This is a genomic window from Nocardiopsis sp. MT53 (assembly GCF_019598965.1).
Taxonomy (GTDB): Bacteria; Actinomycetota; Actinomycetes; order Streptosporangiales; family Streptosporangiaceae; genus Nocardiopsis; species Nocardiopsis changdeensis.
Map to the genome: position 1 here is coordinate 4777224 of NZ_CP080599.1, position 24944 is coordinate 4802167.

At 74.7% G+C, this 24944-nt stretch carries 24 protein-coding genes; 16 read left to right on the plus strand and 8 right to left on the minus strand.

Annotated elements, in window-relative coordinates:
• The first annotated feature begins 103 nt into the window (after positions 1-103).
• A complete protein-coding gene (locus K1J57_RS21185) occupies positions 104-1093 on the plus strand; it encodes a GNAT family N-acetyltransferase (protein ID WP_220560332.1) in 990 nt (329 codons plus the stop codon).
• An 11-nt stretch (positions 1094-1104) separates the two neighbouring features.
• Here the strand turns inward: K1J57_RS21185 and K1J57_RS21190 are convergent, their stop codons facing one another.
• Positions 1105-2850, minus strand: coding sequence for a helix-hairpin-helix domain-containing protein (locus K1J57_RS21190; RefSeq protein WP_220560334.1), 1746 nt, complete (start codon positions 2848-2850; stop codon positions 1105-1107).
• Between the two features lie 105 nt (positions 2851-2955).
• Positions 2956-3525, minus strand: coding sequence for a MarR family winged helix-turn-helix transcriptional regulator (locus tag K1J57_RS21195; protein WP_220560336.1), 570 nt, complete (start codon positions 3523-3525; stop codon positions 2956-2958).
• Between the two features lie 127 nt (positions 3526-3652).
• Here K1J57_RS21195 and K1J57_RS21200 point away from each other — a divergent pair, with 127 nt between their 5' ends.
• Complete coding sequence (locus tag K1J57_RS21200; RefSeq protein ID WP_220560337.1) at positions 3653-5926, plus strand: LLM class flavin-dependent oxidoreductase; 2274 nt, start codon at positions 3653-3655, stop codon at positions 5924-5926.
• A gap of 21 nt (positions 5927-5947) precedes the next feature.
• Here the strand turns inward: K1J57_RS21200 and K1J57_RS21205 are convergent, their stop codons facing one another.
• Positions 5948-6901 carry an aldo/keto reductase gene (locus K1J57_RS21205; RefSeq protein WP_220560338.1) on the minus strand — a complete coding sequence of 318 codons (954 nt, stop codon included), beginning with the start codon at positions 6899-6901 and terminating at the stop codon, positions 5948-5950.
• Positions 6902-7124: 223 nt separating this feature from the next.
• Between K1J57_RS21205 and K1J57_RS21210 the strand changes: the two genes are divergently transcribed.
• The 6 genes from K1J57_RS21210 (at position 7125) to K1J57_RS21235 (ending at position 11765) form a co-directional block, all read left to right on the plus strand.
• On the plus strand, positions 7125-7964 hold the full coding sequence (locus K1J57_RS21210; protein WP_220560339.1) for an undecaprenyl-diphosphate phosphatase: 840 nt from the start codon (positions 7125-7127) through the stop codon (positions 7962-7964).
• Between the two features lie 90 nt (positions 7965-8054).
• Positions 8055-8798, plus strand: coding sequence for an MSMEG_4193 family putative phosphomutase (locus tag K1J57_RS21215; protein ID WP_220560340.1), 744 nt, complete (start codon positions 8055-8057; stop codon positions 8796-8798).
• A gap of 10 nt (positions 8799-8808) precedes the next feature.
• On the plus strand, positions 8809-9387 hold the full coding sequence (locus tag K1J57_RS21220) for a DUF3090 domain-containing protein (RefSeq protein WP_220560341.1): 579 nt from the start codon (positions 8809-8811) through the stop codon (positions 9385-9387).
• Between the two features lie 7 nt (positions 9388-9394).
• A complete protein-coding gene (locus K1J57_RS21225; protein WP_220560342.1) occupies positions 9395-10159 on the plus strand; it encodes an SCO1664 family protein in 765 nt (254 codons plus the stop codon).
• A 91-nt stretch (positions 10160-10250) separates the two neighbouring features.
• Positions 10251-10904, plus strand: coding sequence for a hypothetical protein (locus K1J57_RS21230; protein ID WP_220560343.1), 654 nt, complete (start codon positions 10251-10253; stop codon positions 10902-10904).
• Between the two features lie 63 nt (positions 10905-10967).
• Positions 10968-11765: an HAD-IIA family hydrolase gene (locus K1J57_RS21235; RefSeq protein WP_255646465.1), complete on the plus strand. Its 798-nt coding sequence runs from the start codon at positions 10968-10970 to the stop codon at positions 11763-11765.
• Between the two features lie 66 nt (positions 11766-11831).
• On the opposite strand, the gene K1J57_RS21240 is transcribed toward K1J57_RS21235, so the two are convergent.
• Complete coding sequence (locus K1J57_RS21240) at positions 11832-12215, minus strand: RNA polymerase-binding protein RbpA (RefSeq protein ID WP_220560344.1); 384 nt, start codon at positions 12213-12215, stop codon at positions 11832-11834.
• Positions 12216-12560: 345 nt separating this feature from the next.
• On the opposite strand from K1J57_RS21240, the gene K1J57_RS21245 reads away from it, so the two are divergent.
• The 8 genes from K1J57_RS21245 (at position 12561) to K1J57_RS21280 (ending at position 20317) form a co-directional block, all read left to right on the plus strand.
• Complete coding sequence (locus tag K1J57_RS21245; RefSeq protein WP_220560345.1) at positions 12561-13595, plus strand: hypothetical protein; 1035 nt, start codon at positions 12561-12563, stop codon at positions 13593-13595.
• Between the two features lie 341 nt (positions 13596-13936).
• Positions 13937-15313, plus strand: a complete 1377-nt coding sequence (locus K1J57_RS21250; RefSeq protein ID WP_220560346.1) for an ATP-binding protein — start codon at positions 13937-13939, stop codon at positions 15311-15313.
• On the plus strand, positions 15313-15717 hold the full coding sequence (locus K1J57_RS21255) for a roadblock/LC7 domain-containing protein (RefSeq protein WP_220560348.1): 405 nt from the start codon (positions 15313-15315) through the stop codon (positions 15715-15717). Before K1J57_RS21250 ends, K1J57_RS21255 begins: the two co-directional genes overlap by 1 nt.
• A complete protein-coding gene (locus tag K1J57_RS21260) occupies positions 15714-16073 on the plus strand; it encodes a DUF742 domain-containing protein (RefSeq protein ID WP_220560349.1) in 360 nt (119 codons plus the stop codon). The genes K1J57_RS21255 and K1J57_RS21260 overlap by 4 nt, the downstream gene beginning before the upstream one ends.
• A complete protein-coding gene (locus tag K1J57_RS21265) occupies positions 16054-16665 on the plus strand; it encodes an ATP/GTP-binding protein (RefSeq protein ID WP_220560350.1) in 612 nt (203 codons plus the stop codon). Before K1J57_RS21260 ends, K1J57_RS21265 begins: the two co-directional genes overlap by 20 nt.
• A gap of 127 nt (positions 16666-16792) precedes the next feature.
• The gene (locus K1J57_RS21270; RefSeq protein ID WP_220560351.1) at positions 16793-18013 is read left to right on the plus strand and encodes a cytochrome P450; all 1221 of its coding nucleotides are present in this window, start codon (positions 16793-16795) and stop codon (positions 18011-18013) included.
• Entirely contained in the window at positions 18013-19254 is a 1242-nt protein-coding gene (locus K1J57_RS21275; RefSeq protein WP_220560352.1) for a cytochrome P450, read from the plus strand. The genes K1J57_RS21270 and K1J57_RS21275 overlap by 1 nt, the downstream gene beginning before the upstream one ends.
• A 124-nt stretch (positions 19255-19378) precedes the next feature.
• On the plus strand, positions 19379-20317 hold the full coding sequence (locus K1J57_RS21280) for a hypothetical protein (protein ID WP_220560353.1): 939 nt from the start codon (positions 19379-19381) through the stop codon (positions 20315-20317).
• 5 nt (positions 20318-20322) lie between these two features.
• On the opposite strand, the gene K1J57_RS21285 is transcribed toward K1J57_RS21280, so the two are convergent.
• The 4 genes from K1J57_RS21285 to K1J57_RS21300 all read right to left on the minus strand — a co-directional run bounded on the left by K1J57_RS21285 (position 20323) and on the right by K1J57_RS21300 (position 24678).
• Positions 20323-21123: an ABC transporter permease gene (locus K1J57_RS21285; protein ID WP_255646466.1), complete on the minus strand. Its 801-nt coding sequence runs from the start codon at positions 21121-21123 to the stop codon at positions 20323-20325.
• On the minus strand, positions 21116-21841 hold the full coding sequence (locus K1J57_RS21290) for an ABC transporter permease (protein WP_255646467.1): 726 nt from the start codon (positions 21839-21841) through the stop codon (positions 21116-21118). Before K1J57_RS21290 ends, K1J57_RS21285 begins: the two co-directional genes overlap by 8 nt.
• Positions 21842-21891: 50 nt before the next feature.
• Positions 21892-22842, minus strand: a complete 951-nt coding sequence (locus K1J57_RS21295) for an ABC transporter ATP-binding protein (protein WP_220560355.1) — start codon at positions 22840-22842, stop codon at positions 21892-21894.
• Positions 22843-22992: 150 nt separating this feature from the next.
• A complete protein-coding gene (locus K1J57_RS21300; protein WP_220560356.1) occupies positions 22993-24678 on the minus strand; it encodes an ATP-binding cassette domain-containing protein in 1686 nt (561 codons plus the stop codon).
• Positions 24679-24944 lie beyond the last annotated feature (266 nt).

Genomic DNA, 24944 nt, shown 5'->3' on the forward strand with positions numbered 1-24944 from the left:
GGCGGCGGATCGTCGCGGCGCCGGCCGCCATGACGTCTTCGCGGCTGCGCGGGTTCGGCGAACCCGCGGCCGTACCATCGACCGGACGAGAGGACACCCTTCGATGATCACCCCGATCGACCCCGCCGACGAGTCCGCCCTGCGGGCCTGGCACACCGCCCTGGTGGAGGCGGCGACGCACGGGCGGCCGGAGGCCGCCGTCATGGGCTATGCGGACCTCAGGGGGATGCTCGCCCCCCGGGACGACCGGCACCACCGGCTGTACGCGGCGGTGGAGGACGGCCGCACCGTCGGAACGCTCATGGTGGACCTGCCCGACCGGGAGAACCGGCACCTGGCCGAGGTGGACGTGTCGGTGGTCCCCGACCGCCGGGGCCGGGGCCTGGGGGCGCGCCTGGCGGGCCTGGCCCTGGAGGCCATGGCCGAGGAGGGTCGCACCACCGCCACCGGGGAGGTCTACGTGCCCGGCGGGCACACCCCCGACGACTGGCCCGGTGCCCGGTTCGCCCGCGCCCACGGGTTCGCCACGGTGCACGAGGAGGACTACCTGGTCCTCGACCTCCCGGTGCCGCCGGAGAGGACGGCCGCGCCGCCCGGGGCCTCCGCCGACCACTGGCTGCACACCTGGACCGGCCCCTGCCCGGAGGAGCACCTGGAGGCCTACGCGCGGATGCGCACGGCGATGGAGCGCGACGTGCCCACGGGCGACCTGGACACCGAGCCGGAGGTATGGGACCCCGAGCGCCTCCGGGCGGAGGACGCGCGCCGGGCCGCCCAGGGGTACACCGCCGTCGTGTCCGTCGCCCGCACGGCGGCGGGAGAGTGGGCCGGGTACAGCCTCCTGCTCGTCCCCGCCGAGGGCGGGGGCGAGGTCTACCAGGACGACACCCTGGTCATGCGCGCCCACCGCGGCCACGGTCTGGGCATCGCGCTCAAGCGCCGCAACCTGGAGGTGCTGGCCCGGGAGTTCCCCGACGCGAAGGTGGTCCGCACCTGGGTCGACCCCGACAACGCCCCGATGCGGGCGGTCAACGACCGCCTCGGGTTCCGCGTGGTGGAGCGCATGCTGGAGGTCCAGCGCGTCCTGGGCTGACCCCGCCCGGGTCAGCCCTCGCGCAGGATCTGGACCAGCCGGGTGACGCGGTCGGGGGCCAGGGTCTCGCGCACCCCGGTCTCCAGCCCGCCGCCGGTGGCGTCCACCAGGGACACGTGGCGCAGGGCGCGGGTCAGCACGGTGTACACCCGGGGCCGCGACACGGGCACGTCGGGCGGGAACACGCCCACCACGGCGGGCCAGCGGCCGCCGTGGGCGGCGCCCACGGTGAGCGCCCACCCCGGGCGCAGCGCCGCCGGGTCGCCGACGGTGACCTTCGCGCCGTCGGCCAGCTCCACCTCCACGCCGCCCTCGACGGGGCCGCGCAGGACACCGGTGTCGCCCGGGCCGTACCCGGGGCCCTCGGCCACCAGCAGCACCGCGTCGCCGGGGTCGAACCCGCCCAGGGCGCCGGGGCCCGGGTTCAGCCGCTCCTTGCAGGCGGCGTTGAGCGCGCGGGCCCCGGCGGGGCCGTCCTCGCGGGCGGTGACCACCCGCACCTCCCCGGCGGGGATTCCCAGCGCGCGCGGGATGGAGTCGGTGACCAGCTGCACGACCCGGTGGGCGGCCTCCTCCGCGGTGGCGGCGGGGACCCGCACCACCTCGCGGCCGGGGGCGTCCACCTCGGGGACCTCGCCCTCGGAGACGGCCAGCGCCAGGGCGGCGATGGGTCCCGGGGCCCCGTCGTCCCCGGGGCCGGCGATCTCGGCGGTGTGGGCGGTGCGCGAGCGCACGATGTCCTCGGCGACCCGGCCCGGCGTGGCCGACGGGGCCTGCCTCGGGTCGGCGAGCAGCACCAGGTGCGCGCCGTCGGCGCAGGCGGCGGCCAGGTCGGCGGCGCGGGCGGTGCCCACCGCCATCGACTCGCACAGCACCACCAGGCCCGACGGGATGGGGCCCTGCCGCAGCGCGGCGGCCAGGGAGAGCACGCGCACCCCCGGATCGCCCTGGGCCACCGCGGCCAGGTCGGCGGCCACGGCGGCGGCCGTCTGCGCGGTGGGCGCCACCACGGTGATCCCCACCCGGCTGTCCTCGCCGATCGCGGCCAGGCACAGCAGGGCGCGCGCGGTCTCGGCGGCGTCCCCCGGGCCGTGCCAGAGCACCGTCACCGGCCGCAGGGCGACCGTGACCAGCGCGGCGCGGGTGTGCTCGGTGACGGTGAACCCGCCCTTGGCGCAGGCGGCGTCGACGGTCTCGGCGGCGGTGGCCGAGTCCATGACGGGGTCGTTGGCGGAGATGAGCCGCACCAGGTGCCCGCCCAGCCGCTGCTCGGCCTCGCCCAGGTCGGGCAGGGCGTGGAACCGCTCGGGCTCGGGCAGGTCCGGGACCCCGCCCTCCTCGAAGTCGAAGTCGTCGTCGGAGTCGTCGGTGCTCTCGAACACCGCCGAGGCGCCCGCCTCCACGGCGGCCTCCAGGGCGCGGGCCGGGGCCGGGACGCCCAGGCGGCCCACCAGCGAGGCCAGCCGCTTCTCCTCCACCGCGGTGTGCCCGCGGGCGGCGGCGGTGCGCAGCGTGTGCGCGGTCAGGGCGGCCAGGCGGCGCGGGTCGTCGGGGCGGGCGGCCTCGCCCAGGGCGCGGCGGGCGCAGTAGTCGGCCTGCTCCGCGGTCACCTGCGGCAGCCGCAGCAGCAGCCACGGGTCGGCGGCCAGCTCCGACGCGGCCGCCGGGCCCAGCGCGGCCACCAGCCGCGGCGCCAGGGAGGGCGGGGCCTGCATGCCCTGTAGGACGGCGCTGACCTGTTCGACTGCCTCGGACACCTGGGCCGGTCCCCCTCGATCTCGTGCTCCTGCTCTCGCGACGAGCCTACCGAGAGGTGACGACGTCCGGGTCGGCCCCGTGCGGACCCGGGGCGCGCGGGGCGTTCAGGAGCGGGCGCGGGGGCGGCGGCGCGGGTTCCGGCGCGCGGCCGACGGGTCGCCGACCACCGTGCGCACCGCGGCGCAGGGGTCCAGGTCGGGCGAGGACTCCTGGATGGCGACGGCCGCGGTGCGGGCGGCGGCGCAGAACAGGGCGCGGGTGCCCTCGTCCAGTCCGGCCAGGACGCGCTCCTCCACGTGGGCCACCCGCGCGGCCAGGTCGGCCAGCACCTCGCGGCCGTGCGCGGTGACGCACACCCGCCGCACCCGGCGGTCGTCGTCGTCCACCCGGCGGCGCACCAGGTCGGCGGCCTCCAGGTCGTCGAGCAGGTAGGTCATCACGCTGCGGTCGATGAGCAGGCGCTCGGCGAGCGCGGCCTGGGTGGGGACCTCGGCGGCGGCGCAGGCGACCAGCACGTGGTAGCCGCGGCTGCCGTGCGGGACGTCGGAGAGCGACTCCTCCACCCGCTCGTGCCAGCGCTGCAGCACCACCGCCAGCGACCAGCCGAGGTCGGGCGCCGGGCCGTCGGTGCGCTCCCGCGGCTCCCGCGCGCTCTCGGGGCTCGGTGTCGTCATGCCCCGAGACTACCAGGAATAGGTTTTCTGTACGATGAGTTGCACAGAACATCATTGATCTCACAAACTACTTTGCGGGCGTCCGGGACACGGACCTCCGACCGTCCCTCCGAGGAGACACAGCACCATGCCCGACTACGGACACCCGTTGCGGTTCGGCACCTTCATCACGCCCTCGGCCGGCGACCCCGAGCGCGCCGTCGCCCTGGGCGAGCTCACCGAGGCCGCCGGGCTCGACCTGGCCACCTTCCAGGACCACCCCTACAACCCGGGCTTCCTGGACACCTGGACCCTGATGACCTGGGTCGCCGCCAGGACCGGCCGCATCTCGGTCTCCGGCAACGTCCTCAACCTCCCGCTGCGCGGACCGGCCATGCTCGCCCGCCAGGCGGCCTCCCTCGACCTGCTCTCCGGCGGCCGCTTCGAGCTCGGCCTGGGCGCCGGCGCCTTCTGGGACGGCATCGCCGCCATGGGCGGGCCCCGGCTCACCCCCGGCCAGAGCGTGGCCGCCCTCTCCGAGGGCATCGACATCATCCGCCAGGCCTGGGACACCGACGCCCGCGGCGGCGTCCGCGTGGACGGCGAGCACCACCGCGTCTCGGGCATGAAACGCGGCCCCGCGCCCGCCCACGACATCGGCATCCACCTGGGCGCCTACAAACCCCGTATGCTCCGCCTCACCGGCGCCAAGGCCGACGGCTGGCTGCCCAGCCTGGGTTACCTGGAGATCGCCGACGCGCCCGGCGCCAACCGGATCATCGACGAGGCCGCGCAGGAGGCCGGGCGCGACCCGCGCATGGTCCGGCGCATGCTCAACCTCTCGGGGGGCGCCCTGCTGCCCACCGGCCGCGGCTTCCTCCAGGGCCCCGCCGACCAGTGGGTCGACGACCTGCTGCCGCTGGTCCTGGAACACGGGTTCAGCACGTTCATCCTCGGTAGCGACGACCCGCGCACCATCCAGGAGTTCGGCGCCGAGGTCGCGCCCGCCCTGCGCGAGGCCGTCGAGAAGGAACGCGCCTCCGCCGGCACCGCCACCGGCCCGGCCCGCGCCGCCGCGGCCCTGGCCGCACGCTGCCCCGGCATCGACTACGACGCCGTCCCCGAGGACCTGCGCGGCCACGCCGTCGAACCCGGCGACCGCGCCTACACCCGGCTCCGCCACGGCTACATGCAGAGCGGCAGGCCGGGCCTGGTGCTGCGGCCGGAGAGCGCCGACCAGGTCGCCGAGGCCCTGGGCTACGCCCTGGACCAGGACGTCCCGCTCAACGTGCGCAGCGGCGGCCACGGCATCAGCGGCCGCTCCACCAACGACGGCGGCGTCGTCGTCGACCTGTCCCGGATGAACCGCGTCGAGGTCCTCGACCCCGACACCCGCCGGGTGCGCCTGGGCGCCGGGGCCCGCTGGAGCGAGGTCGCCGCCGCCCTGCACCCGCACGGGCTGGCCGTCAGCTCGGGCGACCACGGCGGCGTCGGCGTCGGCGGCATCGCCACCACCGGGGGCATCGGCTACCTGGGCCGCGCCCACGGCCTGACGATCGACCACATCACCGCGATGGAGGTCGTCACCGCCGACGGCCGGGTCCTGCGCGCCGCCGCGGACGAGAACCCCGACCTGTTCTGGGCCATGCGCGGAGCCGGGGCCAACTTCGGCGTGCTCACCTCCGTGGAGGCCGTCGCCGCGCCGGTCGGCGACGTCGTCCTCGCCCAGTTCGCCTACGACGCCTCCCGCACCGCCGGGTTCCTGCGCGCCTGGGGGGAGATCACCGCCGCCGCGCCCCGCGAGGTCACGGCCTTCCTCATCGCCGCCCCGGGCCGGGGCGGATCGGGGCCGGTCGCCCGGGCGATGGTCGTCCACGCCGGGGACGACACCGACGCCGCCGTGGCGGCGCTGGAGCCCTTCCTCAAGGCGGGGCCGGTCCTGGACCAGAGCGCGCAGCTCGCGCCCTACCCGGCGATCCTGCCCCGGGGCGAGGGGCCCCACACGGGGGCCGGCGTCCCCGCGAGCCGCTCCGGACTGCTCTCCGAGGTCTCCGAGGACACCGCGCGGACCCTGGCGGGCATGCTCGCCTCCGGCGCCACCTACTTCATGCAGCTGCGCCAGGTCGGCGGGGCGGTCAACGACGTCCCCGCCGACGCGACCGCCTACGCCCACCGCCACCAGGCCCAGTCCCTGGCGGCGCTGGCCTCGCCGCGCACCGCGGCCCGCCTCGACGAGCGGTGGGCGGAGCTGGACGGCGCGATCGACGGGATGTACCTGAGCTTCGACACCCGCACCGGGCCCGGGGTGCTCTCCCTGGCCTTCCCCGGGCCCGCCCTCTCCCGGCTGCGCGGGATCAAGGCCCAGTACGACCCGCACAACGTGTTCGACCAGAACTTCCCGATCGAACCGGCCGGGGACTGACCGCCGCGGCGGCCGGGCGCCTCAGCGGCGCCCCGCCGCCGTCGCGTCGTCCAGCGCGTCGCGGATCTCCGGCGGCAGCTCCACGCCCTCCACGCCCAGGACCTGCTCCAGCTGTGCCAGGGTGCGCGGCCCCACCACGGCGGCCGCCACCCCCTGCTGGTCGCGCGCCCAGCTCAGCGCCACCGCCAGCGGCGGCACCCCCAGCCCCTCCGCCGCGGTGCACACCGACTCCACCACCCGGCGGCTGCGCTCGTCCAGGTACGGCTCCACGTACGACGCCATGTGCGGGAGCGCCGCCCGCGAGCTCGCCGGGGTGCCGGTCCGGTACTTGGCGCTGAGCACCCCCCGGCCCAGCGGCGCCCACGCCAGCAGGTGCGCCCCGGCGGACGCCGCGGCGGGCCGCAGGTCGTCGTCCGCGCGCCGGTTGAGCAGCGAGTACTCGGCGCCGACGCTCACCAGCGGCACCCGGCCCGGCCGCGCCCGCTGCCAGGTCGCCAGCGTGGCGAACTGCCAGGCGTCCAGGTCGCCGGCCCCCACGTAGCGGGCCTTGCCCGCGGCGACCGCCGCCTCCATCGCCGCCAGCGTCTCCTCCGGCGGCGTCGCCGGGTCGAACACGTGCAGCTGCCACAGGTCCACGTACTCGGTCTGCAGCCGCCGCAGCGAGGCGTCCAGGGACGCCAGCAGGTGGCGGCGCGAGGCGTCCACCGGCCGGTACCCCTCCGGGGTGTGGCCGCTCTTGGTGGCCACCACCACGTCCTCGCGGCGCACCGCGGTGCGCAGCAGCCGGCCCAGGATCCGCTCGCTCTGCCCGCCCGTGTAGATGTCCGCGGTGTCCACGAGCGTGCCGCCCGCGTCGACGAACGCGGCGAGCTGCTGCCCGGCCTCCTCTTCGGAGGTGTCCTGGCCCCAGGTCATCGTGCCGAGGGCGGTGCGGGACACCCAGAGTCCCGATCGGCCCACCTGTCGCTGTTCCATGCGGCGGAGGGTACCGTGTTCATCCGAAGTCGGCCCGCCGTCCACCCCCACGGCGTACCCTCGTCAGGCCCCGGCCGGAGACGTCCACCGCGCCGTCCGCGCGGGCCGGAGCGGTCCCCCGCCCCCCGGACCCCCTCCGGTCCGGCCCCCGGTTCCCAGGGGAAAGCCCGCAGCCGCCCTCCGGTGCCCCCCATGCCGGACCGTCAAGGAAAGCCGAAACCGAGTGTCCATCTTCGAGGCGGTCGTCCTCGGCCTCATCCAGGGGCTCACCGAGTTCCTGCCCGTGTCCTCCAGCGCCCACCTGCGCGTGTTCGCGGCCTTCTTCCAGTGGCCCGACCCCGGTGCGGCCTTCACCGCCGTCACCCAGATCGGCACCGAGCTGGCGGTGGTGGTCTACTTCCGCAAGCGGATCTGGGCGGTCATCTCCACCTGGCTGCGCTCCCTGTTCGACCGCGACCTGCGCGGCGACGTCAACGCCCGCATCGGCTGGTACGTCATCCTGGCCACCATCCCCATCGGCGTGCTGGGCCTGCTCCTGGAAGACCAGATCGACAGCGTCTTCCGCGACCTGCGCCTGATCGCGCTCACCCTCATCGTCTTCGGCGTCATCCTGGGCGCCGTGGACCACTTCGCCCGCCGCGAGCGGCAGCTGGAGGACCTCACCCTGGGCCGGGGCATCACGTTCGGCCTGTTCCAGACCCTGGCGCTGATCCCGGGCGTCTCCCGCTCGGGCGCCACCATCACCGGCGGCCGCCTGCTGGGCTTCGACCGCCCGGCCGCCGCCGAGTTCGCGTTCCTCATCGCGCTGCCCGCGGTGTTCGCCTCCGGCCTGTACAAGATGCTGGACATCGGCGGCGGCGAGTACGCGGGCTGGGGCGCGACCATCGTCGGCACCATCGTGGCGTTCGTCATCGGCTACATCGTCATCGCCTGGCTGATGAGGTTCATCTCCACCCACAGCTTCATGCCGTTCGTGTACTACCGCATCGCGCTCGGCGTCCTCATCCTCGTGCTCGTCTTCTCCGGCGTGCTCGACCCGGAGGGCGGAGCCGGGGTCGGCTGACCAGCCCCGCCGCGGGCCCGGCCCCCGCGGGGCCGGGCCCGCCCGTGTCCCCGGTCCCCTCCCGGCGCACACCGCCCTAGGGTGGTGGCCATGGCGACACCACCATCCCAGGACACCCTCCCGCAGGCGGTCACGCTCATCCTCGTCCGGCACGGGATGACCGACGCCACCGGGCCCCGGCTGGCCGGCCGCGCCCCCGGGATCCACCTCAACGACACCGGGCGCGGCCAGGCGGCCGACCTGGCCCGCCGGCTGACCGGGCTGCGCCCCGCGGTGCTGCTCTCCAGCCCCCTGGAACGCTGCCAGGAGACCGCGGAGGCCGTCTCCGGGGCGCTGGGCGTCCCCGTCACCACCGACGACCGCCTCATCGAGTGCGACTACGGGTCCTGGACCGGGCGCGCCCTGAAGGACCTGGCCGAGGAGCCCCTGTGGCGGGTCGTGCAGGACCACCCCTCCGCCGTCCGCTTCCCCGGCGGCGAGGCCCTGGCCGCGGCCTCCGCCCGCGCCGTCGAGGCCGTCCGCGACTGGAACGCCCGGCTGCTGCTCACCCCCGGGGAGACGCCCCCGGTGTACGTGGCGTGCAGCCACGGCGACATCATCAAGGCCGTCGTCGCCGACGCCCTGGGCCTGCACCTGGACCTCTTCCAGCGGCTGCGGGTGGACCCCTGCTCGGTCACCTCCATCACCTACACGCGCACCCGCCCCTTCCTCAACGTCCTCAACGACACCGGCCAGGGGGCCGGGCCCGTCCTGCCCACCCCGGCCGAGGCCTCGGGGGACGCCGCCGTGGGCGGCGGCGCCGGGGCCGAGCACACCGTCACCGAGATCCCTTAAGGTTCTAGGCATGCCCGTCTTTCAGTTCAATCCGCCGGAGCGCTTCGTCGCCGGGACCGTGGGCCAGCCGGGGGAGCGCACGTTCTTCCTCCAAGCGGTGGGGGAAGGCCGTATCACCAGCGTCGTCCTGGAGAAGGCGCAGGTCGAGGCGCTGGCCACCCGTATCGAGGAGCTGCTGGAAGAGGTGCACCGACGCTTCGGCGCGCCGCCGGACGACAGCGCCGTCCCCGAGGACGAGGGCCCCCTCGAACAGCCCATCGAGCAGGACTTCCGCGTCGGGACCCTGGCCCTGGCCTGGGACGCCGAGGCCTCCCGCGTCATCGTCGAGGCCCAGGAGATCGACGAGACCGCGGCCGAGGAGTTCACCGAGGACGAGGAGGAGTTGGAGGTCTTCACCGAGGAGGGCCCGGCCCACCGCGACGTCCTGCGCGTCTACCTCACCCCCGGGGCCGCCCGCGCCTTCGCCGGCCGCGCCCTGAAGGTGGTCGCCGCGGGCCGCCCGGACTGCCCGCTGTGCGGGCGTCCCCTGGACCCCGCCGGCCACATCTGCGTGCGCCAGAACGGCTACCGGCCCGACCGCCTGGTCTGATCCCGCCTTGACGCACGACGACACCGCGCTCGACGGCCCCTTCGACGGCCTCACCCCCGCAGCGGGCCTGGAACTGCTGCGGACCGGCGAGATCACCGTCGAGGGGCGCCTCACCGCCGCCTCCAACACCACCCTGTACTGCACCGTCTCCGACGGCACCCTCTCGGCGAACTGCGTGTACAAGCCGGTGGCGGGGGAGCGGCCGCTGTGGGACTTCCCCGACGGCACCCTGGCCGGGCGCGAGGTCGCCGCACACGCCGTCTCCGACGCCCTCGGCTGGGAGATCGTGCCGCCCACCGTCCACCGGGACGGGCCCTTCGGCGAGGGCATGGTCCAGCTGTGGGTGCACGGCGACACCACCGTGGACCTGATCGCCCTGTCCCGGGAGACCGACAACGCCGCCCTGCGCCGCATGGCCGTGTTCGACGCGGTCATCAACAACTCCGACCGCAAGATCGGCCACCTGCTGCCCACCCCGCAGGGGCATCTGTACGGCTGCGACCACGGGGTGACCTTCGCCGAGGACTACAAGCTCCGCACGGTGCTGTGGCAGTGGCAGGGGCTGGCGCTGCCCGAGGAGGCGCTGGCCGGGCTGGCGCGCCTGCGCGACCGGCTGGCCGACCCCCGGGACGCCCTGACCCGGGAGCTGGGGCTGCGCCTGACCGGCCCCGAGGTCTACGCGGTGCGGGCCCGCACCGACCTGCTCCTGGAGCACCGCATCCACCCCTACCCGGCGCCCGACTGGCCCGCGGTGCCCTGGCCGCCGGTCTGACCCGCGGCGCGTCCTGATCCGGCCACCCGGTTCCCACCGCCCCCGCCGTGGCCCATAATCGCCGGGGACCACCACAGAGGCGGAGAAACGTATGGCCACCGAGATCAAGGTCCGGGTCGACCCGGGCGGCCGGGCGCTGCTGGCGCTGGGCCGGTCCGGCTACCGGCTGCGGACCTTCGCGCGCCCGTCCCGCTGGGAGCGGGTGCCCGCCGTGCTCGGGACCGCGTCGCTGATCCTGTTCGGGGTGGGCTGGATCCCGCTGATCTGGCTCCAGGCCACCGGCGGCGAGCCCACCGGCCTCCACCTGGCACCCGTCGGGATCGGCCTGGCGGGGCTGCTGATCACGGGCCTGGCCTTCGCCTGGAGGGAGCTCGCCGGGGAGCTCCTGGGGTACCTGACGGTCTTCCTGCTCGTCACCCTGTTCCCGCTCTACTTCCCGCTGCTGCTCATCCCGGCGGTGCGCCGCCGGGTGGGCGCGGCCCTGCCCTCCGGCGACGGGGACGGCGAGAAGCCGCGGCGGCGGCGCACCGTGGAGGAGGGCGGCCGCTCGTACTCGTACGCGGGGCTGGCCGGGGCCCGGCTCTCCGACGAGGGGCACCGCGCCACCCTGGTGCTGGAGAACCGCGACGGGAGCACCCTGGAGTGCGGGGCCGCCGGGGCCGACGCGCACCTGCTGCGCACGGCCGCCCGCGAGCGCCTGGGCGCCCTGCTGGAGGAGGGGTCCGGGGACGCGCCCCGGGTGTGAGGAGTATCGACTACCGGGGAGTAGGAATGGCGTGCCGGGCGCGGCTACCGGCACAATGGGCCCGTGAGCAACGAATGGAACTACCTCTTCGACATGGACGGCGTGCTCGTCCGTGAGGAACACCTCGTCCCCGGCGCCGACGAAGTCATCGCCGAGCTGCGCGAGCACGGCACCCCGTTCATGGTGTTGACCAACAACTCCATCTACACCCCGCGCGACCTGCGGGCGCGGTTGCTCAACACGGGCCTGGACATCCCCGAGGAGTCCATCTGGACCTCGGCGCTGGCCACCGCCCAGTTCCTCCAGACCCAGCGCCCCAACGGGTCGGCGTACGTGGTCGGCGAGTCCGGCCTGACCACCGCCCTGCACAACGTGGGCTACGTCATGACCGAGCGCAACCCCGACTACGTGGTGCTGGGGGAGACCCGCACCTACAGCTTCGAGGCCATCACGCGGGCGATCCGCCTGGTCCGCGCCGGCGCCCGGTTCATCGCCACCAACCCGGACGAGACCGGCCCCAGCGCGGAGGGCCCGCTGCCCGCCACCGGCGCGGTCGCCGCGCTCATCGAGAAGGCCACCGGGCGCAGCCCGTACTTCGTGGGCAAGCCCAACCCGCTGATGATGCGCTCGGCCCTGCGCCGGATCGGCGCCCACTCCGAGAACACGCTGATGGTCGGCGACCGCATGGACACCGACGTGCTCAGCGGCCTGGAGGCGGGGCTGCAGACGATCCTGGTGCTGTCGGGCATCTCCGGCCGGGAGACCGCCGAGGAGTTCCCCTACCGCCCCACCCGCGTCATCGAGTCGGTGAAGGAGCTGGTCGGCTCCACCGGCGACCCGTTCGGCCGCGGCGCCGAGTAGGGCCCGGACACACGGACAGGGGCGGCGGACACTCCCGTGTCCGCCGCCCCTGCCGGATGCGGTGCGTCAGGCGCTCTGCCGCTGCTTGGCGATCTCCTCCACCTTCGCCGCCTCTTCGCGGCGGCGCGAGCGGAGCAGTTCCAGGCGCTCGGCGAGGACCTCTTCCAGGTCCTCCATGCTCCTGCGCTCCAGCAGCATGTCCCAGTGGGTGCGCGTCGGCTTGGCCGCCTTGGGCTCCTCCCCGGAGCCGTCGCGGCGCAGAGCGCGGTCGCCGCAGAAGCGGCACTCCCACTCGGCGGGGATCTCGGCCTCGGTCGCGAAGGTGACCGAGAAGCGGTGGCCCCGGCTGCAGTCGTAGGTGACCTCCTGCCGCGGAGCCAGGTCGGTGTTGCGGTCGTTCTCGTAGCTCGTCGCCCCGAGTCGGGTGCCGCGCAGTGCTCGCTCGGCCATCGTGTGGGTGCCTCCCAGGCGCTTGTGCGGTCTCGCGGGGTTGTAACACGCGGGTACACGTCAAGATTCCCCGCCGTCCCGTGGTCGAACCACGGGCCCCGGGCCCTGTGGAGCGGGCGGCCCGGAGCGGCAGGACGCCGTGCGTGTGACCTGTCGCACTCCTTCCCGCTCTTTTCCGGATGCACACCCCGACGCCGGTACGGACTGCGGAAAACCCGTCCGGTGACGTTCCGTGGCCGGACCGGGACGCGAGTGGCCATTGTTCTTCGAGAGGCTTTCCGCGTGTTTCGCTATTGATATCGAGGAACAAGAAGAAATTGCCTGTATATCCGATATAAGTTCTCCGTGGTTCTCCTGAAGCTCCTCGAGAAGAGCATTGACAAGATCACGGAACGCCAGGTCAGGAAGGCGGGCATCACCTTCGGCGACATCTGGCGCGACCCCGATCTCGCGGCGGCGCTGCCCGCCGTCCGCGCCGGCGACATCGCGACGGCCCGTGAGCTGCTGACCGTCGACGACCCCCAGCGGGCCGATCTGCGCCTGCACGTGCTCCCGGACGAGTGCACCCCGCACCTGTCCGTATTGGAGGAACGCTACGGCGACGACGATCCCCTCCTGCTCCTGCTCGGCGGGTCCACCCGCATGAAGGCGGCCTGGGAGATCCGCGGCGGGGGCTGGGCCGCCTCGGTGGGCATGGACCGGGCGCGCGCCTTCCTCGCGTTCCTGGAACCGGCGGCCGGTGCCCTGATGCGCGCCGCGGAACTCGCCCCCGAGGACCCCCGTCCCTGGAACAACCTCCAGTGGTACTGCCTGGGCATGGGCGTCCGCCGCGAGGACCTCGACCGGATCTGGCTGGAGCTGTGCGCCCGGGACTCCTGGCACCACCGCGGCCGCTACTCCCGGCTCCAGGTCCTGTGCCGCAAGTGGAGCGGCTCCCACGAGGAGATGTTCTCCTTCGCCCGGGAGACCGCCGCCCTGGCCGGGCCCGGCGACGCCTGCCTGGGGCTGCTGCCCGCCGCCCACAGGGAGCTCATCATGCTCACCATCCGGGACGAGGCCGAGATCGCCACCGTCGCCGACGCCAAGGAGTTCGTCGGGGGCTACCTCGCCGACCCGGGCGTCCACGGCGAGCTGGCCGGGGCCGCCGACCGGTGGCTGGCCGGGGACGTCTCCTTCGATCCCGAGCACGCGAACGTCGCCCACCTGTTCGGCGCCGCCCTGTACTACGGGGGAGACCTCGAACGCGCCGCCCGCGCCCTGGCCCACGCCGGGCGCGTGATCCCCCCGGGCTCCCTGTGGGCGCACGTGTCGGCCTCGCCCGCCTACGCCTTCCGCAGGGCCCTCGACAGGTGCGGCCTCACCGACCGCCCCGCGCCCTGACCCCCGCCCGGCGGCCCCGGCCGGCCTCCGCCGGCCGGGGCCGCCGGGGCCGCCGCCGGAACTCCGTTCCCGCAGTTCACCGCCCTTTCCCCGGGGGCGGCAATGGCCCCGTCCGGGCGGGGGAGAGGCCCGGTCGCGGACATGTCCTTTCGGTTGTTCACTGTGCGGCAATACCGTTTGTGTGAATCTGGTGATATGTTGACTCGCTGTGCGCTGAAAAGTGCGTGTTGTGGAAAAACATCCCCTTCTCGTATCCACTGCGCACCCCGATCCCACCCCCCGGTCCCCAGCCCGGCCGCAGCCGGTGCGACCAGGGGACATGCCGCCGCCGGACGTGAGCCATGACAACCACCACCCCCCGGGGCGCGGTCTCCCAGCCGCGCCCCGCCTTCCGCTGGGCGTACCTCCCGGCGGTGCCGCTGCTCCTGTGGGGCGGCGCGCTCCTGGCCTTCCCCGCCGCCCGCCAGCCCTGGCCGCTGGGCACCGCGATCACCGGCCTCGTCCTGCTCACGGTCCTGGCGCTGGTCGTGGAGCGGCGCGAGCGCACCGTGAGGGCCCTGCGCGCCGAACTCGACGAGCTGCGCACCAGCACCGAGCTCCTGGCCCGCGACCACCTGCCGCGCCTGGTCGAGCGGCTGCGCGAGGGCGACTCCGCGGAGACCGCCCTGCACCGCATCCCGCTGCCGCCCGACGCCGCCCGCGCGGCCGTCGTGCGCTTGATCGCCGCCGAGATCGCCGTCTCCGAGCGCCGCCGCTCCGCCGCCATGGCCGCCTGCGCCACCGCCGCCGGACGCATGCAGGCCCTCACCACCGCCATGCTCGCCGACCTGCGCCGCATGCAGGAGCGCTACGGGGACGGCGACACCGACTCCGGCATCCTCGGCGACCTCATGCACCTGGACCACAGCACCGCCCAGGCCGGCCGCATCGCCGACAGCATCGCCGTCCTCACCGGGGCCCGCTCCGGGCGCCGGTGGAGCCGCGCCATCGGGATCGAGAGCATCCTGCGCGGCGCCATGGCCCGCATCGGCGCCTACCGCCGGGTGCGCCTGCACAACGTCCCGCGCCAGGCCATCGCCGGGTTCGCCGCCGAGGGCGTCATCCACGCCGTGGCCGAGCTCCTCGACAACGCCGCCAAGTTCTCCCCGCCCACCTCCGAGGTCCACGTCCACGTGGAGGAGGTCCAGGCCGGCATCGCCGTCATGGTCGAGGACAGCGGCCTGGTCATGGGGGAGGAGGCGCTGCGCCGCGCCCGCGAGTCCGTCGCCGGCGACGCGGACATCACCACCATCTCCGGGAGCCGCCTGGGCCTGTCCGTCGTCGGCCGCATCGCCCGCCGCTACGACCTGACGGTGTCCTTCCGGTCCTCCTCCCGCGGCGGGACCGCCGTGGTCCTGCTGCTCCCGAACAAGCTCGTCAAGCCCCTGCCCGCGGCGCCCGCTCCCGCCGCGCGGCCGGAGCCGGCCGCCGTGGCCGCCTCCCCGGCGGCCGCCCCCGAGGCGGCCGCGCCCGCGTCGGCCCCGCCGCGGGACACCGCCGCCGAGACCGGAGGGCTGCCCCAGCGCCGCCGCGGCAAGACCCTCGCGGCCGTCCAGCAGCAGACCGCCGACTCCCGACCCGCAAAGGACGCCGGCCCGGCCACGTCGCCACGTGGCTTCGGGGCGTTCCGCGCGGCGGTGAGCGGCCAGGACCAGAACGGAACACCGAAGGACGCATGATGGACCTCGAACATTCGACCTGGCTCCTCGAAGGCCTCCTGGAGCGCACCCCCGGGGCCCGGCACGCCCTCGTGCTCTCCCGCGACGGCCTCAAGCTGTGCCACACCCCGGGCCTGGGCAAGGACAGCGCCGACCACCTCGCCGCGATCGCCGCCGGGGTGCAGAGCCTGGCCCACAGCGCCTCCGTCGAGTTCGGCGACGGCGCCGGAGGCGTCCGCCAGGCCATGGCCGAGTTCTACGGCGGCCTGCTCTTCATCGTCGAGGCCGGCGCCGGGGCCCACCTGGCGGTGATCACCTCGCCCGAGGCCGACCCGGGCCTGGTCGGCCACAACATGAACGAACTGGTCGAACAGCTGGGCGAGCACCTGTCCACGCCGCCCCGGGCCGCCACCGGAACCGCATGAGCCGCTCGCACCGCGACGAGAGCCCCGACCGCCTCTACGTCATCACCTCCGGACGCAGCGACGGGGCCGACGAAGCACTGGACGCGGTGACGCTCGTCGTCGCCGAGAGCGAGCCCACCCCCGACATGCAGTCCGAACACGCGGCCATCCTGCGGATGTGCCGCGGGCCCATGGCGGTGGTGGAGGTCTCCGCCCACCTGGGCCTGCCCCTGGCGGTCACCCGCATCCTGCTCACCGACCTTTTGGACGGCGGCCGGATCACCGCGCGCCACCCCCGGCCCGCCCCCTCTCCCGCCCACCCCCTCGCCTCCCCGGACGTGTTGGAGAAGGTCCTCGTTGCACTCCACAACCTCTGAAACCCCCACCGCCGACCCGCCCCGGTCCCTGCCCCCGACCGTGGACCAGGCCCTGAAGATCGCCGTCGTCGGCGGCTTCGGCGTCGGCAAGACCACCCTGGTGCGCTCGGTCAGCGAGATCCGCCCCCTCAACACCGAGGAGACGATGACCCGGGCGGGCACCGGCATCGACGACCTGAACGGCGTGGAGGACAAGCGCACCACCACCGTCGCCTTCGACTTCGGCCGCATCACCCTGGACGCCACCTCGGTCCTGTACCTGTTCGGGGCCCCCGGCCAGGAGCGCTTCTGGTTCCTGTGGGACCGCCTGTTCAGCGGCGCCCTGGGCGCGGTCGTCCTGGTCGACACCCGCCGCCTGGACGACTCCTTCTTCGCCATCGACCGGCTGGAGGCCCAGGGCACCCCGTTCGTCGTCGCCCACAACGACTTCGGCGAGGGCACCCACAGCCTGGAGGAGATCCGCGCCGCCCTGGACCTGGACCCGCAGGTGCCCCTGCTGCGCTGCGACGCCCGCGACCGCGGCTCGGCCAAGCACGTCCTCATCGCCCTGGTCGAGCACATCCGCACCCTCATCGCCCAGGCCCCCCGGTGAGCCCGGCCCGTCGCCCCCGGCCTGCGCGACCCCCCGTCCCGCCGGGTCCCTGACCCGGCCACCGGGCCGCTCCGGCCGGGGCGGCCCGCCCCATGCCGCCATCCACAACCGACACACGAGGTGCCCGGTGGACACGACGACCCCGGTCCGGCTCTACGACCCCGAATTCAACACCGACCCCCGCGGCTTCTACCGGAAGATGCGCGCCGAACACGGCCCCGTGGTGCCCGTCCTCATGGACGGCGACGTCCCGGCCTGGCTCGTCATCGGCTACCGCGAACTGCACGGGGTGCTCGGCGACTCCGACACCTTCGCCCGCCACCCCAGCCGCTGGAACGCCTGGGACCGGGTGCCCGAGAACTGGCCGCTGCTGCCGATGCTCGCCCCGCTGCCCAACGTGCTGTGCGCGGAGGGCGAGGAGCACCGGCGGCGCACCCGCGCCATCAACGACGCCATCAACGGCGCCGACCCGCACGAGCTGCGCATCCTCGTCTCGCGGATCGCCGACCGGCTGATCGACGCGTTCTGCGGCTCGGGCGGGGCCGACCTGCGCGCCGGCTACGCCGAACGCGTCCCCGCCCTGGTGCTGTGCCGCATGTACGGCCTGGACGACGCCACCGGCGACGCCATCACCTCCGACATGAACGTGCTGTTCAACGCCGGCCCCGACGCCATCGCCGCCCACCAGCGCATGGTCGGGGCCTTCGCGGAGCTGATCGCCTCCCGCCGGGCCGTGCCCGGCCCCGACATCGTGTCCCGGATGATCGCCCACGCCGCGGACTACACCGACGACGACCTCAACGCCGACCTGCTCGCGGTCCTGGCCGGCGGCCACCAGACCACCGGCGAGTGGATCGGCAACGCGCTGCGGCTGATGCTCACCGACGACCGGTTCGGGACCTCCCTCTTCGGCGCCCGCAGCAGCGCCCGCGAGGCCCTCGTCGAGGTGCTGTGGGAGGACTCGCCCTCCCAGATGAACGCCGGCCGGTTCGCCGCCCACGACGTCGAGCTGGGCGGCCGCATCATCCGCAAGGGCGACCTGCTGCTGCTCGGCTACGCCGCCGCCAACCAGGACCCCGCCCTGCGGACCGGCGCCGCCGGCCCCGGCCACGGGGCCAACCACGCCCACCTGTCGTTCTCCCACGGAGAGCACAGCTGCCCGCACGCCGCCCAGGGCCTCGCCGAGACGATGGCGGTCACCGCGATCGAGGTCCTCCTCGACCGGCTGCCCGACATCGAGCTCTCCGTCCCCGCAGACGAGGTCCGCTGGCGGCCGTCCCCCTGGATCCGGGGCGTCACCGCGCTCCCGGTCTCCTTCACTCCCGCAACCCCGCAAGGAGTCCATTGATGTCCTGCCCCTTCCACGCGGCCGACGGCGTCCCCCTCATCCACGCCGTCCCCGAGGACGTCCAGGCCGACCGCGAGCGCCTGTACCAGGAGGGCCCGCTGACCCGGGTGGAGCTGCCCGGCGGCGTGCGCGCCTGGGCCACCACCCACCACGAGGTCAGCAAGGCGACGCTGAACGACCCCCGGTTCGTCAAGAGCGTCGACCACTGGGCCGACTACCAGGAGGGCCGCGTCCCCGAAGGCTGGCCGCTGCTGGGCACCATCCCCACCGACAACACCAACATGCTGGCCCTGGACGGCGCCCCCCACCGGCGCCTGCGCCAGCTCACCGCCAGCCCGTTCTCGGCGCGCCGGGTCGAGCGGCTGCGCCCGCGCATCGAGCGGATCACCGCCCGGGCGCTGGACGCGCTGGAGCCCCGGGCGTCCCAGACCCTGGACCTGAAGTCGGAGTTCACGTTCCGGGTGCCGATGGCCGTCATCGGCGAGCTGTACGGGGTGTCCGAGGCCGAGTACGAGAACCTCGGCGAGATGTACGCCAAGCTGTTCTCCGGCACCACGGAGGAGGGCGAGCACCTCCGGATCTACCACACGCTGTTCCAGTACTTCGGGGAGCTGGTCGCCCGCAAGCGGGCCACCCTGGACGAGCACGACGACTTCACCGCCGACCTCATCCGCGCGAGCGAGGACGGCGAGGGCCTCACCGACATGGAGATCACCCTCACCCTGCTGACGGTGGTCGCCGCCGGGCACGAGACCACGGTCAACCTGCTCACCAACGTGGTGCGGGCGCTGCTCAGGTACCCGGAGCAGCTGGAGCGGCTGCGCAAGGGCGAGGTCACCTGGGACGCGGTCGTGGAGGAGACCCTGCGCTACGACCCGCCCAACAACCTCATGATGTTCCGGTTCGCCACCGAGGACATCGAGATCGAGGGTCAGACCATCAAGAAGGGCGAGGCGCTGCTCACCCACTACGGGGCGGCCTCGCGCGACCGCGCCGAGTTCGGCGACGACCCGGAGGTGTTCGACCCCGACCGCGGTAAGGGGCGGCACATCTCCTTCGGGTACGGCCCGCACATCTGCCCGGGTGCGCCGCTGTCGCGCCTGGAGGCGGGGATCATCCTGCCGATGCTGTTCGAGCGCTTCCCCGACCTGAGGCTCGCGGTCCCGGACGAGGAGCTGGTGGTGGCCTCGGCCCTGTCGGTCAACAGCCTCAAGGAGTTCCCGGTCGTGCTGCGCCCGTAGCCCGCGCCCTCCCCGGGGACCGACGGCGTGACGGCCCCCGGGGAGAACCTTGCCGGGACGAAACCCCCTTTTTGCGGACTGTGACCGTACGATCCCCGCAGGCCACCGGCAGGGAGGGGCGGACATGGTCGTGACGAGGAGCTGTGCGCTGGCCCTGGCCGTCCTCCTCGCCGGCTGCGGCGGTCCGGGGGCGGCCGCCCCGGCCGGCGGGGAGGCGCCGCAGGCCACCGGCGCCCCGTCCGCCCCGGGCCCGGCCCCCGTCCTGAGCCCGGCTCCGGGACCGGCGCCGGCCGCGCCGTCCCCCGCGGACCCGTCCCCGTCGGGCGGCCCGGCCCAGGCCACCGCGGAACCCTCCGGGTCCGGCGGGTCCGGTGAGCCCGGCGGGCCCGGCGGCCGGCCCGAGGGCGAACCGCCAAAGGAGGCCGTCACCGGCTACCTGGAGGCGCTGGCCGCCACCGACGACCCCGACCGCATGAGTGAGGGGCTCAACCTGGCGGCGGACGACTCCGCCGCCCACGACCTGCTCCTGCACGCCGCCTCCGTCGCCCGGGCCCGCGCCGACGGCGGCCGGACGCCCGAGGCCGCCGGGCTCACCCCCACCGCCGACGGAGCCCGGCTGTGCCCGGCCGAGGGCAACGACCCCGACTGCGGCGAGTACACCGACTTCACCGGCCGGGACGGGCTGGTGACGGGGCTGCACATCAACGGCTCCGACCCGGGCCCCTCCCTCATCGTCGGCGACGGCGCCACCGCCGACTCCGAGGGCGTCGGCGCGACCCTGGTCACCGCCTACCGGTCCGTCGTCGACCACACCCTGGTGGTGACGGTGGAGTTCGCCGCCGTCGACGCCGTGTCCCTGGACCTGGACGGCGCCGTCTACCGCGCCGCCGACGGCACCGGGCAGCGCGCCGAGGACGCCGCGGGCCGCCGCGAACTCACCGCGGGGACCGCCACCCACGCCGTCTTCCACTTCCCCGACGCCCTGCCGGGCGGCGAGCTCTCCGTCGGCGGCTGCCTCGCCGAGTGCTCCGCCCTCGTCGACCTCTCCCTCCCCGTCGGCTGACCGGCTCAGCCCAGGAGGGAGCCGTCGATCCGGGCGCGGGCGAAGATCCACCGGAAGGCCGCCAGGGCCGCCGCCAGCCAGCACGCCGCGGCCAGCAGCATCCATCCCGTCTCGGCGGCCACGGCGGCGGCCGGGGCGCCCGCCTCCAGCAGCCGCACCGCAGCCAGCCCGTGGACCGCGGGCAGGGCCTGGGCGGCCCACTGCACCGGGACGGGCCAGTACTCCACCGGCACCATCGCCCCGCTGACCACGACGACCAGCGACGACGCGATGTTGCCGATGACGTTGCGCGCCTCGGGGAAGACCAGCGCCACCGAGGCGACGAGCAGCGTCATGCAGTAGGTGGACAGGCAGGTCAGCGCCACGATCCCGACCAGCACCGGCACCTGCCACCAGGCCCACTGGACCCCGAAGAAAGGCGGCAGGGCCAGCAGCGCCACCGACGTGGTCGCCACCGACGAGGCGGGCCACTGCAGGCTGCGGCCGAAGTAGAACCACCCGGGGGACACCGGCGAGGCGGCCAGCAGCCCCATCGTGCCCCGGTGGTGGTCCCAGCAGGTGGAGGCCACCGCCAGCATCGCCTCGGCCACGCAGACCGTCACCGCCGCCCCCAGCACGATGTACCGCGTGTACTCCGGGTCGCCGACCAGCACCCCCACCGTGGAGTAGAACAGCACCTGGCACAGGAGTCGCACCAGCCAGCCGAACAGCCAGGTCTTCCAGGTGTAGAACGCCCGGAAGTCGGCGCGGGAGACGACGGCGCCCTGGCGCACGGTACGCGCCACCGGCGCGATCAGGTCAGACACGGGACAGGCTCCCCTCGGCCCGGGCGCGGCGCAGGAAACGGTCCATGGTGTGCGTGCCGAAGGCCAGTGCCAGCGCCCCCAGCAGCAGCACCGCGGCCAGCCGCGCCGCCGCGTGCTCCACCGGCCCCGGCGCCAGGGAGTCGCGGAACAGGTCCGCGCCCCAGGACAGGTACAGCAGACGGCCCGGCGCCGCCGCCCACAGGGGCAGGAACGCCAGCGGCACCACGACCCCCGACAGCAGGAACACCGGCATGGACAGCGTGTTCTGCACGATGCGCGCCCCCGGCGCGGCGATGAACAGCGCCGACAGGGCGGTGGCCGTGGCAGCGGTGGCCAGTGCCGTGGCCAGGGCCGAGAGCACGAACACCGCCGGGTGATGGACGGTGACCCAGTGCCCGAACAGCAGCCCCGCGGTGGCGATGGCCAGCCCGAACGCGGGCAGGGACACCAGCATCGCCCCGCACAGCCGACCGAACACCAGAGCGGTCGGCGACACCGGGGAGGCGACCAGCAGCTCCAGCCGTCCGTTCTCGCGGTCCTCGGCGATCATCTCCCCGGCGAACATCAGCGCCGCGGTCCACAGCGCCATGAGGGTGGGCGCCACCACCGCGTAGGAGGCCAGGTCGGTGCGCCCGCTGTACAGCATCATCGACAGCAGCACCGCGGTGGTCATCGGGACCGTGGCCAGCGTGAAGTAGGTGTCCACACTGCGCGCCATGGTCCGGGCCTGGAAACCGGATCCCAGCGCGAATCCGGTGAGCGCCGTCCTCACTCGCCCACCGCCATGCCCCGCTCGCCCACCAGGTGGAGGTAGACCTCCTCCAGGTCGGGGCGGCTGCGGGCCACGTCGCGCACCCGGGCCTCGACCAGGGCGCGCTGCACCGCCAGGGTCGCGTCGGGGGAGGAGGTCTCCACCCGGGTCAGCCCCTCCTCGGGGGAGGTCACCGACACCACCCCGGGCAGGCCGGCCAGGGACTCGCGGACCCGGCCGGGGACGCCGCGGGCGTCCACCCGCTCGTAGGCGGAGACGAGGTCGCCGACGGCGGCGGGGGACTCGGTCATGACCAGGGTCCCCCGGTCGATGAGGGAGACCCGGTCGGAGAGCGCCGCCGCCTCGGCCATGTCGTGGGTGGTCATCAGGACGGTGGTGCCCCGGCCGCGCAGCTCGCCGACCAGGGCGCGGAAGTCGCGGGCGGCGACGGGGTCCATGCCCACGGTGGGCTCGTCCAGGATGAGCACCCCGGGGTCGGAGACCAGCCCCCGGGCCAGGTGCAGGCGCTGCTTCATGCCGCGGGAGAAGTCCCCGGCGCGCTCGTCGGCCCGGTCGGCGAGCCCGACCCGTTCCAGGAGCTCGTCGACCCTGCGGCGGCGGGCGGCCCGGCCCAGGCCGTACAGCGACGCCCAGAAGGTGAGGTTCTGCCGGGCGGTGAGCCGTTCGTACAGGCCCTTCTCACCGCCGAAGACGATACCGAGGCGCTCCTTGACCCGGGCGGTGTCGGTGACGACGTCGTGTCCGAGGACCCGGACGGTGCCCGCCGTCGGCAGCAGCACCGTGGAGACGATCTTGCACAGGGTGGTCTTGCCGGCGCCGTTGGGGCCGAGCAGGCCGTGCACCTCGCCGCGGGGGACGTCCAGGTCCAGGCCGCGCAGCGCGTGGAACTCCTCACCTCCCCTGCGTCGGTAGGTGCGGGTGAGGCCGGAGATCTCCAGGGCTTGCATGCGCGGACCTTCCAGGGGGTGGGGTTTCGCCGCTCACATTTATCTTGATGTCGAGATAAATCGACCCTACCCCCGTCCCGGGCGGAGGACAAGGGGCCGGCGACCCCGCGGGGTCGCCGGCCCCGGCGGCCGCGCCCCGGCCCGGCGCCCTCACCTGGCGCGCTGCACGCGGCCCTCGTCCCACACCGGCTCGTCCGACTCGTACACGTTCCCGTCCGCGCCGAACACCAGGAAACGGTCGAACCCCCGGGCGAACCACCGGTCGTGCGTCACCGCCAGGATCGTCCCCTCGTAGGCGTCCAGCGCCGCCTCCAACGCCTCCGCCGACACCACGTCCAGGTTGTCGGTCGGCTCGTCCAGCAGCAGCATCGTCGCCCCCGACAGCTCCAGCAGCAGGATCTGGAACCGCGCCTGCTGCCCGCCCGACAGCGTGTCGAAGGTCTGCTCCGCGGCCCGCGCCAGCTCGTAGCGATCCAGCGCCCGGCCCGCCTCGTCCCGCGGCACCCCCTTCCGGGAGCCCTCGCCCCGGTGCAGGATGTCCAGCAGCGTCCGGCCGGCGAACTCCGGGTGCTCGTGCGTCTGCGCGAACCACCCCGGCAGCACCCGCGCCCCCAGCCGGGCCCGGCCCTCATGCGGCACCGGCGCCCCCCTGGCCCGCTCCTCCTCCGACAGCGGCGTCCCCTCGGGGTCCGAGCCTCCCCCGGCCAGCAGCCGCAGGAAGTGCGACTTGCCCGAGCCGTTGGATCCCAGGACCGCGACCCGCTCCCCGTAGTGGACCTCCAGGTCGAACGGGCGCATCAGCCCGGTCAGCTCCAGGCCGGCGCACACCAGGGCGCGCTTGCCGGTGCGCCCGCCGCGCAGCCGCATCCGCAGGCTCTGGTCCCGGGGCAGCTTCTCCGGCGGCCCCGCCTCCTCGAACCGGCGCAGCCGGGTCTGCGCCGACTGGTACCGCGACGCCATGTCGGAGTTGTACGCCGCCTTCTGCTTGTACATCGACACCAGGGCCTTGAGCTTGGCGTGCTCCTCGTCCCACCGCCTGCGCAGCTCGTCCAGGCGCGCGAACCGCTCCCGCCGCGCCTCGTGGTAGGTGCCGAAGGCACCGGCGTGCGTCCACGCCGTGTTCCCGGCCGCCCCCAGCTCCAGGGTGACGATCCGGTCCGGCACCCGGCTCAGCAGCTCGCGGTCGTGGGACACCAGCAGCACCGTCTTGGGGGTGGCGAGCAGCGCCTCCTCCAGCCAGCGCTTGCCCGGCACGTCCAGGTAGTTGTCGGGCTCGTCCAGTAGCAGCAGGGGGGCCGGACCCCGCAGCAGGGACTCCAGCACCAGCCGTTTCTGCTCGCCGCCGGACAGGGTGCGCACCTCGCGCCACCGGCACCGCTCGTAGGGCACGCCCAGCGCCGCCGTGCAGCACTGGTCCCACACCACCTCGGCCTCGTAGCCGCCGGCGTCCCCGTACCGGGCGATCGCCCCGGCGTAGCGCATCTGGGTCTTCTCGCCGTCGTCGACCATCATCGCGGCCTCGGCCGCCTCCAGGTCGGCGTGCGCTTCGCGCACCGCGGGCGGCGACACCGACACCAGCAGCTCGTGCACCGTGGTCTCGTCGCGCACGTGCCCGACGAACTGGTCCATCACCGCCAGGGCGCCGTCCAGGGTGACCGCCCCCGACTGCGGGCGCTCCGCTCCGCGGACGATCCGCAGCAGGGTGCTCTTGCCCGCGCCGTTCGCCCCGATCAGGGCCGTGACCGAGCCCTCGCCGACCCGGAAGGACACCTCGTCCAGCAGCACCCGCCCGTCCGGCAGGGTGTGGGACACCCGGTTGACATCGATGTGGCCCACGGCCGTACTCCACCGGGGTCGGCGACAGGTCCAGGCGCCCGGCCCGGCCCGCGCGCCTCCCGGCAGGCTGCCACGCCCCCGAACCGCCCGGCAACGGGTTTTCGCCCCGCGGCCGCCCGGCCCCGTGCCGTGGTCCGCCCCGGCCCCGCCCGCCGGCACCGTCCGTTCGGGTACGGCCGGCCACCGTGCCGTTCGCCCCCGGGCCGCGGTCCGCCTCCGCGCCGCCCGCGTGCGCGCCGCTTCCGGAGCCGCCGTCCACAGGCGTC